The organism is Paenibacillus tengchongensis (assembly GCF_008973665.1).
Lineage (GTDB): Bacteria > Bacillota > Bacilli > Paenibacillales > Paenibacillaceae > Paenibacillus_AQ > Paenibacillus_AQ tengchongensis.
This window is the reverse complement of sequence record NZ_WACP01000006.1, coordinates 58,629-71,394: the sequence shown is the minus strand read 5'-3', so window position 1 is coordinate 71,394 and position 12,766 is coordinate 58,629. Positions and strand designations below refer to the sequence as shown.

12 protein-coding genes are annotated in these 12,766 nt (G+C 53.4%); 9 read left to right on the top strand and 3 right to left on the bottom strand.

The window, feature by feature from the left end; all coding sequences use genetic code 11:
- The first annotated feature begins 28 nt into the window (after nt 1-28).
- The 5 genes from F1381_RS11785 to F1381_RS28240 all read left to right on the top strand — a co-directional run bounded on the left by F1381_RS11785 (nt 29) and on the right by F1381_RS28240 (nt 3,623).
- Nucleotides 29-823, top strand: coding sequence for a TIGR00282 family metallophosphoesterase (locus F1381_RS11785; RefSeq protein ID WP_151735057.1), 795 nt, complete (start codon nt 29-31; stop codon nt 821-823).
- 204 nt (nt 824-1,027) lie between these two features.
- Complete coding sequence (locus F1381_RS11780) at nt 1,028-1,288, top strand: stage V sporulation protein S (protein WP_068723905.1); 261 nt, start codon at nt 1,028-1,030, stop codon at nt 1,286-1,288.
- A 136-nt stretch (nt 1,289-1,424) separates the two neighbouring features.
- Nucleotides 1,425-2,396 (top strand): dipeptidase, encoded by a 972-nt coding sequence (locus F1381_RS11775; protein WP_151735056.1) that lies wholly within the window; start codon nt 1,425-1,427, stop codon nt 2,394-2,396.
- Nucleotides 2,397-2,539: 143 nt separating this feature from the next.
- Nucleotides 2,540-3,112 carry a phosphate propanoyltransferase gene (gene pduL, locus F1381_RS11770; RefSeq protein WP_151735055.1) on the top strand — a complete coding sequence of 191 codons (573 nt, stop codon included), beginning with the start codon at nt 2,540-2,542 and terminating at the stop codon, nt 3,110-3,112.
- A gap of 223 nt (nt 3,113-3,335) precedes the next feature.
- Nucleotides 3,336-3,623 (top strand): hypothetical protein, encoded by a 288-nt coding sequence (locus F1381_RS28240; protein ID WP_187355307.1) that lies wholly within the window; start codon nt 3,336-3,338, stop codon nt 3,621-3,623.
- Here the strand turns inward: F1381_RS28240 and dapA are convergent.
- Nucleotides 3,596-4,483 (bottom strand): 4-hydroxy-tetrahydrodipicolinate synthase, encoded by an 888-nt coding sequence (dapA, locus tag F1381_RS11765; protein WP_151735054.1) that lies wholly within the window; start codon nt 4,481-4,483, stop codon nt 3,596-3,598. The two genes, F1381_RS28240 and dapA, sit on opposite strands and share 28 nt — an antisense overlap.
- Before the next feature lie 119 nt (nt 4,484-4,602).
- On the opposite strand from dapA, the gene F1381_RS11760 reads away from it, so the two are divergent.
- Both F1381_RS11760 and htpG read left to right on the top strand, forming a co-directional pair.
- Nucleotides 4,603-5,499, top strand: a complete 897-nt coding sequence (locus F1381_RS11760) for a LysR family transcriptional regulator (RefSeq protein ID WP_151735053.1) — start codon at nt 4,603-4,605, stop codon at nt 5,497-5,499.
- Nucleotides 5,500-5,672: 173 nt separating this feature from the next.
- Nucleotides 5,673-7,550, top strand: coding sequence for a molecular chaperone HtpG (gene htpG, locus F1381_RS11755; protein WP_151735052.1), 1,878 nt, complete (start codon nt 5,673-5,675; stop codon nt 7,548-7,550).
- A gap of 81 nt (nt 7,551-7,631) precedes the next feature.
- Here the strand turns inward: htpG and F1381_RS11750 are convergent, their stop codons facing one another.
- On the bottom strand, nt 7,632-8,501 hold the full coding sequence (locus F1381_RS11750; protein WP_151735051.1) for a LysR family transcriptional regulator: 870 nt from the start codon (nt 8,499-8,501) through the stop codon (nt 7,632-7,634).
- 161 nt (nt 8,502-8,662) lie between these two features.
- On the opposite strand from F1381_RS11750, the gene F1381_RS11745 reads away from it, so the two are divergent.
- Both F1381_RS11745 and F1381_RS11740 read left to right on the top strand, forming a co-directional pair.
- Complete coding sequence (locus F1381_RS11745; protein ID WP_151735050.1) at nt 8,663-10,399, top strand: ABC transporter ATP-binding protein; 1,737 nt, start codon at nt 8,663-8,665, stop codon at nt 10,397-10,399.
- Nucleotides 10,396-12,138: an ABC transporter ATP-binding protein gene (locus tag F1381_RS11740; protein ID WP_151735049.1), complete on the top strand. Its 1,743-nt coding sequence runs from the start codon at nt 10,396-10,398 to the stop codon at nt 12,136-12,138. The genes F1381_RS11745 and F1381_RS11740 overlap by 4 nt, the downstream gene beginning before the upstream one ends.
- Nucleotides 12,139-12,275: 137 nt before the next feature.
- Here F1381_RS11740 and F1381_RS11735 read toward each other — a convergent pair whose 3' ends face one another.
- Nucleotides 12,276-12,761, bottom strand: a complete 486-nt coding sequence (locus F1381_RS11735; RefSeq protein ID WP_187355306.1) for a GNAT family N-acetyltransferase — start codon at nt 12,759-12,761, stop codon at nt 12,276-12,278.
- Nucleotides 12,762-12,766 lie beyond the last annotated feature (5 nt).

Sequence of the window (12,766 nt, the reverse complement as noted above, 5' to 3'; positions counted from 1 at the left end):
CGGGGGTTACAAATAGGAGGAGAGTATCATTAAAGTACTATTTATCGGTGACATTGTAGGCAATACAGGCAGAAAAGCGCTGCGAGAAATGCTGCCTACCCTGAAGAGTAAGTACCAGCCGCATATCATCATCGCCAACGGCGAGAACGCTGCAGCCGGCCGGGGGATTACCTCAGCCATTGCCAATGAATTCTTTAACTGGGGGGTGCACGGCATTACGCTGGGCAATCACACCTGGGATAACAAGGATATCTTTCAGTTTATTGATGATGAGCCGCGGATGATCCGGCCGGCGAACTTCCCGCCGGGGACGCCGGGCAGAGGATACACAGTGGTCAAAGGAAACGGGAAACAATTGGCTATTGTCAATCTCCAGGGACGCACCTTTTTGCCGGCAATCGATGATCCGTTCCGGATCGGCGAAGAGATTGTTGATGAGCTGCGGCGCAGCCACAAATGCATTCTGGTGGATTTTCATGCTGAGGCAACCTCCGAAAAGATCGCCATGGGTTATTTTATGGATGGCCGGGCTTCGATCGTTGTGGGCACGCATACCCATGTGCAGAGCAATGATGATGTGATTCTGCCGGGAGGAACAGCGTATTTGACCGACGCCGGCATGGTTGGTTCAAGGGAAGGAATTTTGGGTATGGAAAAAGATGCAGTTCTTTACAAATTCACTACCCAGCTTCCGGCCCGATTCGTGGTCGATGAAGGCAAATGGCAGCTGCACGGGTTATTCGCGGAGATTGACGAGGCTACGGGAAAGGCAACACGACTGGAGAAAATAAGGCTGCGTGAAGATGAATGGGTCATGAGCTAGACGGCAACGTAAATAATAGGTATTTTGGGAATGTTCATCGTTAATTGGGAGTAGTGTGATCTTTTTTATATCGAAAAAGAGTAACTTTTGTACCATTTTCTCCGGCGTAGTCCGCAAAAAGAAGGAATTATTTCTTCTCTCGCGAATAACATCTACAGTAGTGGAAGAAGAACACCATTATTTTTCCCAGGGGAGGTACTTACTATGGATGTATTAAAAGTATCAGCTAAATCCAATCCAAATTCCGTTGCCGGCGCATTAGCGGGTGTTCTTCGTGAACGTGGATCGGCCGAGCTGCAAGCGATTGGAGCAGGCGCGCTGAACCAAGCAGTCAAAGCTGTTGCCATTGCCCGGGGATTTGTCGCACCGAGCGGCGTCGATCTGGTGTGCATTCCGGCATTTACCGACATTGTCATTGACGGGGAAGACCGGACGGCAATCAAGCTAATTGTAGAACCGAGATAATGATGAACCGTTAAATTGAACCTGTTTACTTGGTAAACAGGTTTTTTGCTGTGCAGGAAAAGAGCCGGCAGACCATACATACACTAATTATAGACAGTCAGATATATCCCCACTCTGAGTAAAGGCGGGAGATGAGATGGCAAATTTTCTTAAGGTAGCGGACTTTCATTGCGATGCGTTAAGCAAGCTGCAGATGGACGCGGGAATGGATTTCCGGAACGATCCGCGGCTGGATGTCACGCTGGAGCGGTTAAAAGCGGGCAATGTTCAGCTGCAGGTATTTGCGGTGTATTTGTCAGAAGCCGGAGGCCGCCGCGGGTTGGCGGATGTGCTCGGCCAGATCGAACTCTTCCACAGCAGGATTGCCGGTCCTGATGGACTCCGGCGGCTGTACTGGAAGGAGGATATGGTGCAAAGGGATGAAAAAAATGCAGTGCCATGGGCGCTGCTCTCTCTTGAGGGAGTAGACGGTCTGGAAGGCAATCTCTTCTATGCACAGGCTCTCTTCGAGCTGGGAGTGCGTGTAATGGGTATTACCTGGAATTACGCCAATTGGGCGGCAGACGGGGTTCTGGAGCCGCGTGGCGGCGGATTTACCGTTAAAGGCCGGCAGCTGATTGACTGGTGCAACGGGAGCGGGATGCTGCTTGATGTATCGCATCTCTCGCAAGCAGGGTTCTGGGAGCTGGCTGAACGCAGTGAACGGCCGTTTATTGCTTCACACTCCAACTGTGCCGCTGTCTGCAATCATGTGCGGAACTTGAACGACGAACAGATTAAAGCGCTGATCGCGCTGGACGGAAGAATTGGATTGACCTTTGTTCCCATGTTTGTGCGGAACCAGGGCATAGCAAGGCAGGAAGACATGCTTACACATATTGAGCATATCTGCAGTTTGGGGGGCAGCAAACAAATTATGTTCGGCTCCGATTTCGACGGCATCGACATTTGGGTGGAGGGCCTGGAGCATCCCGGCGCTTATGCCGGTTTTGCCGATTTGCTGCTCCGCCATTATCCGGAGAACGAGGTGAGAGGCTGGCTGTACGACAATGCGGCTCTTTTCTTGGCGGATCAGCTGCCTTCTAACCGCAGAACTCCTGACAAATAAGTGACATTATCTGCTGTGGGGCAGAAAATAGCTGAAAAATGATCTTCCTTGTGCGGAGGGTCTTTTTCTTTTCGGGTAATAAGGAGTATAATGGACAATGGCTTGTACAGATACTAGAGAAAATACAAGGAGTGACTACAAAAATGAGCAAGACTGTACCCGTAGGTGTGTCGGCCCGGCATATTCACCTTACGCAGGAGCATGTGGAGATTCTGTTTGGCGCAGGTTATCAATTGACCGAATTCAAACCGCTCTCCCAACCAGGACAATTCGCAGCTAACGAGCAAGTTGCCGTTATCGGCAGCAAAGGAAAATTTGATAAAGTCAGAATTCTCGGCCCGGCCCGTCCGGCCTCCCAGCTGGAAATTTCCCGCACCGATGCATTCAGCCTCGGCGTGAAAGCACCGGTCCGTGAATCCGGAGATATTGAAGGAACACCTGGTATTACGATTAAAGGCCCTGCCGGTGAAGTAGAGCTGGACAAAGGCGTAATCGTAGCTGCCCGTCATATTCACTTCCATACTTCTGAAGCTGCGGCTTGGGGTATTGCCGACAAGCAGCTGCTTAAAGTGCGTCTCGGCGGTGAACGTGGTCTGGTGCTGGAAAATGTGCTCGCCCGCGTATCCGACAATTTCGCCCTGGATATGCATATCGATACCGACGAAGCCAATGCAGCCGGAGCGAATAACGGCGACACAGCTGAAATTGTAGAATAAGGTTATGAACCAACAGAACAAGCGGAGGACGCGTCCTCCGCTTGTTCTTTGTTTTCGAGTGTTGCCTGAAATCAGCCTACCCTATGAATTTGCAATACATATGCAAAGCACTTCAACCCGGAACTTGGAGCTGTCCGAAGTTTCGCTGCGCTGTGCAGCCACACGGGATCTGTACCACGCGGAGTTGTAGTGCTTCTTGCAGTATCCTTTGGCGTAATGTCTGATGTCACAGCCCGATACCGAGCAGAGCAGGGGATTTGCTGATCTTCTTTTACTCATGTTTTCTGAAGCTCCTTTGACTGGTTCCCTGTTATTTATTTCTATATTACATCAGGCCACTGAACCATTACTGAACATATTTACCAACAAATATTTAAAAATTTTAATAATGCTAAATAACAACCTGTGTCCAGCAGCTTCAAAATTGAAAAACCCGCTATCTGCATCAATCATGCAGTCAGCGGGTTTTTACTTTACGGAGATTCAGGCGATAACGCTGTCGGCCAGATAAGCGCCCAGTTCTTCACGGAGCCCGGCAGTAATCGAAGTCATCGGCAGGCGCAGTGTGTCCGAAGCGATTTCACCGCGGGCGCTGAGCAGCCATTTGACCGGGGCCGGGTTTGATTCCTTAAACAGCAGGCGCATCAGCGGCAGCAGAGCGTTAAATTCCGCCTGGGCTGCTTCGGTGCTGCCGGCTCTGAACAATTCATAAATGCCGAGGAATTTGTCGGTATGAACATTGGCGGAGGCGAGCATGCCGCCGGCTGCTCCATGGCCCAGCATATCGAGGAAATGCACATCATCTCCGCAGAGCACAGGCTTTGAGCCTAAAGCGGACAATTGGGAAACGAGCTGCGCCGAGCCGGAGCAGTCCTTCAGCCCGACGACATGCTCCATGTCCAGGATGGCGCGGGCGGTGTCCAGGGTCATGCCAACGCCGGTACGGCCGGGAATATCATAAGCCAGGATGGGAATCCCGACTTCAGCGGCCTTGCGGAAATGGGCGATAATGCCCTCCTGGGATGGGCGGCTGTAGTAAGGCACTACTACCAGTGCGGCATCGGCTCCGGCGTTGGCCGCAAGCTCCGTACGCTTCACGGTGGATGCCGTATCATTGGTGCCGGTGCCGATCACGAGCGGGATGCTGCGGCCGCGCAGCAGTTCCTGCGATGCCGCGATGAGGCTCTGCAGCTCCTGTATGTTGACTGTAGGCGATTCTCCAGTGGTTCCATTGACGACCAGACCATGAATGTCGTTCTTGATGATGTTGTTCACATATCGCTGATACGATTCCAAATCAATCTCCCCTGCGGTATCAAACGGGGTTACCACAGGAACATAAACTCCATAAATCTGCTCTTCTGTTAACATGAACTATCGTCCTCCAAATTTGTGCAGCCTTTTATTCTACTTTAGCATGGATTCTTGTATCATCGTTATCTATAATAAATGATGTAGGTTATCAATAATATTGATGTTAGGGTGAGGACATGGATTTAACATATATGCGGACCTTCCGCGAGGTGGCCAAGCGGCAGAGCTTTACCCGCGCAGCAGAAGAGCTGGGATACGCCCAGTCCAGCGTTACGATGCAAATCCAGAAGCTGGAGAAGGAATACGGCGTACCGCTGATTGAACGGCATGGGCGCGCCCTGCGGCTTACACCGCCGGGAGAAGAGCTGCTGAAGCTGTTTGCCGAAATTCTTGATTTGTATGACCGTTCCAAAGAAACTATCGCCCAAAGAATCGGCGGCACGCTGACGATCGGCACAATCGATTCGCTGGCCGCCTTTTATTTGCCGCCTTTTCTGCAGCAGCTGCGGACCCGGTTTCCGGGACTGAATATTCATCTGCAGACCGAGCAGGAGGCCAAGCTGCTGGCCAAGCTCAGAGACGGCGAAGTGGACATCGGCCTGATGCTCGACCGGAGTACGGCGGACGCGCTGCTGCAGCGCACGGTGATCCGCAATGAACCGCTTGTTCTGGTGGCGCCTGCGGGCCATCCTTTGGCCGGCGTGGAGCGGGTCACGCTGCAGGATCTGAACAATTGTGAGCTGATCGTCTCGGAAGAGAGCTGCATTTACCGCAGTTTATTTGAGAATCTGCTCAAGGAGCATGGCATCATCTTTCGGATCGGCTTTGAGCTATCCAATCTGGAGGCGATCAAGCGCTGTGTGCGCAACGGTCTCGGCATCGCCCTCCTGCCACGGATAGTGGCTGAAGAGGAGATCGAACGCGGAACGCTGGCCGAGCTGCCGTTTGCTCATCCGGAAATTCATTTTGATCTCCAGCTGCTGCTGCACCCGAAGAAATGGCATTCATCGCCGCTGGAATACTTGATTCAAATGCTGCTGGATGATGCCAGAACGAAGTCTGCGGTTTCCTGAACGCCCGAATTTCCGTTAATATGACGCCGCTTAACAACCGGATATTGACAGCAAAAACGGGAATATGGTATATAAAAGGAAGTGTTAGCACTCATCTGAATGGAGTGCTAATCTTTCTGGACATAGCGGAAGCTATTTAGAATTGCTATTTTTGAAAGGAGATCATTTAGTTCATGGCCAAAAAAGAATTCAAAGCCGAATCGAAACGATTACTGGAAATGATGATCAACTCCATCTACACGCAGCGCGAGATTTTCCTTCGGGAACTGATTTCCAACAGCAGCGATGCCATTGACAAAATCTATTACAAAGCACTGGCCGACGATAGTCTGGTGTTTAATAAAGAGGATTATTTCATTAGAATATCCGCGGATAAAGACAGCCGTACGCTGACTATCTCCGACACGGGGATCGGGATGACCCAGGAGGAGCTGGAGAACAACCTCGGGATTATTGCGAACAGCGGCTCTTTTGCCTTCAAGAAGGACAACGAAGCCAAAGACGGTCACAACATTATCGGCCAGTTCGGCGTAGGCTTCTATTCCGCCTTTATGGTGGCTGACCGGGTAACCGTCATCAGTAAAGCGCTGGGCAGCGGCCAGGCGTTCAAATGGGAATCGCAGGGTGCTGACGGCTACACGATCGAGCCTGCCGAGAAGGCTGAGGTCGGTACCGATATCATTTTGCAGATCAAGCCCAATACCGAAGATGACAATTACGATGAATTCCTGGAAGAATACCGCCTGAAATCAATCGTCAAGAAATATTCGGATTTCATCCGCTTCCCGATCAAGATGGACGTAAGCCGCAGTCAGCCGAAGGAAGGCGCAGAGAACGAGTATGAGACGGTTGTGGAAGAGCAGACGGTCAACAGTATGGTGCCGATCTGGCGCAAGAACAAGAACGAGCTGACCGAAGAGGATTACAACAACTTCTACAACGAGAAGCGCTACGGCTTCGACAAGCCGCTCAAGCACATCCATATCAGCGCCGACGGGGCCGTAGTGTACAATGCGATTCTGTTTATTCCGGAGAATACACCTTTTGATTATTACACCAAGGAATATGAAAAAGGTCTGGAGCTCTACTCGAACGGCGTGCTGATTATGAACAAATGCGGCGATCTGCTGCCGGATTATTTCAGCTTCGTCAAAGGGATGGTCGATTCCGAGGATCTGTCGCTCAACATCTCCCGCGAGCTGCTGCAGCATGACCGCCAGCTGACGCTGATCGCCAAGAACATCAAGAGCAAGATCAAGAGCCAGCTCCTGAGCCTGCTGAAGGATGAACGGGAGAAATATGAGACGTTCTATAAATCGTTCGGCCGCCAGTTGAAATTCGGGGTCTACAACGACTACGGTATGGAAAAGGACACGCTGCAGGATCTGCTGATGTTCTACTCCTCCAAGGAGAAGAAGCAGGTTACGCTGGCTGAATATGTCGAGAGAATGCCGGAAGAGCAGAAGTATATTTATTATGCCGCCGGCGATTCGGTAGAACGCATCGAGAAGCTGCCGCAGACGGAGCTGCTGCTGGACAAGGGCTATGAAATTCTGTACCTGACCGACGATATCGACGAGTTTGCGCTCAAGATGATTATGTCCTACAAGGAAAAAGAGTTCAAATCCGTATCGAGCGGCGATCTCGGCATCGACGATGCCGACAACAAGCCTTCGGAAGAGGAAGAGACCGAGAATAAGGGCTTGTTCGAGGAAATGCAAGGCATTCTGGCCGGTAAGGTGAAGTCCGTCAAAGCCTCCAAGCGGCTGAAATCCCATCCGGTGTGCCTGTCCGCAGAGGGCGAGCTGTCGATCGAAATGGAGAAGGTGCTGAAGTCCATGCCGAACGGACAAGAGGTCCAGGCCGACAAGGTGCTCGAAATCAATATCAACCACGACGTCTTCAAATCATTGAAGGCTGCCGCCCAAGGCGATAAGGAGAAGCTGAGCCTGTACACTAACCTGCTGTACAACCAGGCGCTGCTGATCGAGGGGCTGCAAGTGAACGATCCGGTGCAATTCACCAACGATATCTGCAAAATCATGGTATAAGCTTCGGCCTGCTGCGGCCAAGCATGAAACAACCCGCCCCGGGCACTGCCTGGGGCGGGTTGTTTTGCTAAAGCTAGAGGATTATTGGCCGGTAAAACTGTCGATAAACCGCTTGGCCGGGGCGGACAGATATTTGTCCTTGATCCAGACCGCTGCGACCCGGGTGACCAGTGATTCGCTGATGATCTCTTTGGAGATGAGATTGCCGTTGCCGGCCAGTCCGAAGGCAGACCTCGGAATCAGGCCGATGCCGAGACCGGCATTGGCCCAGTGCAGCGTGGTGCGCGCATCGTCATTCATGCAGAAGAATTCGGGTTCAAAGCCGTTCTCGAGACTCGTCTCCCGGATCAGCTGCTCGAACCGGCGGTAGACAATGAGCGGCTTCTGCTTCAGTTCCCCCAGCTCGATCGCGGTACGCCCATGCGTCCAGTCCGCGTCCGGCGTCATGACGGCGACCATCGGCTCGGATCGCGCATACCGGCATTCCAGGCTCGCGCTGTTGAACGGCGTGCGCACAATGCCGACCTCCACGATGCCTCTGTTCAGTAGATCCAGAATGCGGTAGGTGTTGCCTTCGTGGATGGCAAATTTAATGCCGGAATACTCCTTATGAAATTCAAAGAGCCGGTCCTGCAGCAGCGTGGCTGCGGAAGAGGAGACAGTCCCGATGGAGAGGGTGCCCCGCACGCCTTTGACCAGGTCTGCCAGCTCGCGTGCGGTAGAATCGGCCATCTCGAGAATCTGCTGGGCCCGCTCGCGGAGCAGGGTACCTGCTTCAGTAAGCTGAATGCTGCGCGGGCCGCGCTCCACCAGCTTGACGCCAAGCTCCTCTTCCAGCAGCTTCAGCTGCTGACTGAGCGGGGGCTGGGCCATTTGCAGCTTACGTGCCGCCGAAGTGATTTGTCCTTCCTCGGCAATGGCCAGGAAATATTTTAACTGCCGGATGTCCATGCGGAAGACTCCTGTTCCTCAAAAAATTGAGATATGAAATACATATGGGACGAATACGAAAGCAATATTATTAATATGCAAACGGATATGACATAATCATAACGGGTGTTTGACAGAAAGGCCAGTCAATAAGACTACATAATGTTAAGGTGAGGATGCTTGTGTTTAAAATTGCCGCATTTTTAAAGCCGTACCGTAAGGAGGTGATTCTCGGCCCGCTCTTCAAGCTGCTGGAGGCTGTTCTTGAGCTGCTGCTTCCGACGGTTGTTGCCTTAATTGTCAACAACGGCATCGGCGGGCACGACAGTGCGTATGTTTACCGGATGGGAGGTGTGATGCTGCTGATGTCGCTGCTGGGCTTCGGCAGCTCAATGATTTGCCAGCATTACGCCGCCAGAGCCTCGCAGGGCTTCGGCACATCGCTGCGCAATAAATTGTTCGTCCATATTTCCGGCCTGTCCTGGGCTGAGTTGGACCGTCTGGGCACGCCGTCTTTGATCAACCGGGTAACCAATGATGTCAACCAGCTGCAGGTTGCAGTAGCGATGCTGATCCGGCTTGTCGTCCGGGCTCCGTTCATATGTATCGGAGCGATTATCATGTCGATGATCCTGGATTTCCGTCTGTCGCTGATTCTGCTTGCGGCAACGCCGGTGTTCGGACTTATCCTGTATTTCATCATCACCCGCAGTTCGCCGCTCTACCGCAAAACCCAGCAGAAGCTGGACCGGCTGGCCCAGGTGCTGAGCGAAAATCTCTCCGGCGTCCGGGTCATCCGCGCATTTGCCAAGGGACGGCGGGAGAAAGAGCGTTTTGACGCTGCCTCCGAAGACTTGACGGCAACAGCCATCCGCGTCGGGCGTATTGCCGCCTGGCTGAATCCTATGACGTCGGTGGTTGTCAATGCGGCAATTATCGCCATACTATGGGCCGGAGGAATCCGGATCAATGCCGGCTCTCTGTCGCAAGGGGAGATTATCGCTTTTATCAACTATGTCACCCAGATATTGCTGGCGCTGATTGTCGTCTCCAATCTGGTCATTCTGTTTACCAAGGCTGCTTCCTCGGCTGCGCGCGTCAATGAGGTGCTGGAGACGCAGCCGTCGGTGCGGGAAAGCGGCAGCGGTGCCGTTCCCAAGGCTGATCCTTCTTCCCCGGCTATTGCCTTCAAGCATGTGTCTTTCCGCTATCATACCACCGGTGAGCTGGCGCTGCAGGATATTACGGTGAATATTGGCCGCGGACAGACGGTCGGCATCATCGGCAGCACCGGGTCGGGCAAATCCACGTTCATTAACCTGATTGCCCGGTTCTATGATCCTGCGGAGGGGAGTGTTGAAGTAGGCGGCAGCGATGTCCGTGCTTATCCGCTGGAGCAGCTGCGGAGCAAGATCGGTCTGGTGCCGCAGAAGGCGGTACTGTTCACGGGCACCATTGCCGACAATCTCCGCTGGGGCAAGCCGGAAGCCACGGCGGAGGAGCTGCGTCAGGCCGCAGCGGTCGCACAGGCAGAGGAATTTATCCTGAAGTCTCCGGATGGCATGGATACACAGGTTGCCCGCGGCGGGCAGAACCTGTCCGGCGGTCAGAAGCAGCGGCTGACGATTGCCCGCGCTGTGGTAGGGCGGCCGGAAATCCTGATTCTGGACGACTCGGCCAGTGCGCTTGATTTCGCCACGGATGCCGCCCTGCGCCGCGCGCTGAAGGAATACAGCGCGGAGATGACAGTGCTGCTGGTGTCTCAGCGCGTCAGCACAGTCAGACAGGCGGACCGGATTATCGTATTTGAAGAAGGGCGGATTGCCGGAACAGGCAGCCATCAGGAGCTGCTGGAGACATGCGCAGAGTACCGTGAAATATGCGCGTCACAGTTGTCGGCAGAGGAGGTGCAGGGATGAATAGTACCGCAGCAACCTGGAAAAGGATTTTATTATATACAAAGCTGCAGCGTAAATCCGCTGGAGCCGCAGCCGCCAGCGCCGTCATCAGCGTGATTGCCAGCCTCATCGGTCCGCTGCTGATCGGCCGGGCGATTGACCGGATGCTTGGTGCAGGACAGGTGGACTATCCCGCTGTGCTGCGTATCCTGCTGATTCTGGGAGCGGTGTATCTGGTTGGCAGCCTGTTCACTTGGCTGCTGACCTATTATACGAACCGGATAGCGTATAGGACGGTGTATGAGCTGCGCCGGGAGCTGTTCGGCAAGCTGGAGGCACTTCCGTTGAAGTTCCATGACAATCATCCTCAGGGAGACAGCATCAGCCGGTTCGTGAATGACATGGACGCTGTCTCGGACGGCCTGCTGCAGGGCTTCTCTACCCTGCTGACCGGCATTGTGACGATCGTCGGCGCTACCTTGCTGATGCTTTATATCAGCCCGGTAATGACGATTGTGGTGCTGCTCTCCGCACCCGCCGCGTATTATGTGGCGCGCTTTATTACTACACGCTCCCAGAAGCTGTTCCGCGAGCAGGCGAAGATTCTCGGCGGACTGAACGGGTATGTCGAAGAGATGGTCGGCGGGCAGAAAGTAGTGCAGGCCTACCGTTACGAAGACCGGACCTACGCTGCATTCTCACAGCGGAACAGTGAATTGTATGATACGGGAGTCAAAGCGCAGTTCTATGGTTCACTGGCAAATCCCTCTACCCGGCTTGTCAACAATATTACCTTCTCCGTAATTGCCATGTTCGGAAGTGCACTGGTCATCGCGGGACATTTCTCCGTCGGGGACCTGTCCAGTTTCCTGATCTATTCCAATTTGTTCGCCAAGCCGTTTAACGAGATTACCGGAGTGCTTACCCAATTGCAGTCGGCGACCGCTTCCGCCCAGCGGATCTTTGCGGTTCTGGATCTGCCGGAGGAGACAACAGACGCTCCGCAGACGCCGGCCCTCAGCACCAAGCAGAGCGCCGTCAGCTTCGACCATGTGAGCTTCGCCTACGATGCGGAGCGCCCGCTGATCCGTGATTTCAGCCTGGAGGTGCCGCCCGGCACCCGTGTAGCCATTGTCGGGCAGACCGGCGCAGGCAAGACGACACTGGTCAATCTGCTGATGCGGTTCTACGACGTGGACAGTGGAGCCATCCGGCTGGACGGTATAGACATTCGGGAGTTCAGCCGGGACAATCTGCGCCGGAACTTCGGCATGGTGCTGCAGGATACGTGGCTCTTCGGCGGCACAATCCGCGACAATATTGCCTACGGCATGCCGGAGGCTACGGAGGAGGAGGTCATTGCTGCGGCCAAAGCGGCAAATGCGCATGGCTTTATCAAACGGCTGCCTGATGGCTATGCAACGGTGATTTCCGCCGCCGGTGATAACCTGTCCCAGGGGCAGAAGCAGCTGCTGACCATCGCCCGGGTCATGCTGGCCGACCCGCCGATGCTGATCCTGGACGAAGCGACGAGCAGCATTGATACACTGACGGAGATTCGCATCCAGAAAGCATTTCTGGCGATGATCGCCGGGCGGACCAGCTTTGTCATCGCGCACAGGCTGTCTACCATCCGTGAAGCAGATATCATCCTGTTCATGAAGGACGGCGATATCGTTGAGAGCGGTACCCATAAAGAGCTGCTCGCTGCCGGCGGCTATTACGCCCGTCTGTACAACAGCCAGTTTGCGGCAGTGTGAACGGTCGTATATATTCCATATGACTGTATAGAATATAATTTAAACCATGGCAAACACCCGCTCCGGCGGGTGTTTGTGTATGTCCGGCTGATTTCCGGGCCAAAGCGGAGATTGAAACTGAGGCACGAGCACTTTTTTTAGCAGAGAGGCTTCTCTAAGAAAAGGACTTCGAACGGGAGAGATGAATAGTTTCTTCGTAATGTTTCTTGAAATCCCTGGCGTTCATAATAGCTTTTAAGGCGTGTAAATTCGGCGACTATCGAGACCTGAACAACGCTGCAGCCCAGCTGAAGTAGTTCGTTTTCGGCAAAATACAGCAGCTGTTCACCATATCCTCTGCCTCTGCTGGCAGGCAGTACAGCCAGCCTCTCAATATACCCAGTACCTCCGGTTGCATATAAGCCGATGGTACCCAAAGGCTGCTCGTCCAATTTCATCAGGTAAACTTGTGTGCCGGCAATTCTTGAGCTGGCGCTTGCCGCACTTTCAAAAGCAACGTAATTTGGAAACTCATTCTCACTGATGCCAAGCAGTTGTGCCTGACGCTGAAACGATGATCTGATGATGTCGGATATCTGATTGCCATCATCGGCGCCTGCCCGTGAAATTATGGTTGAAGTCACAAGTA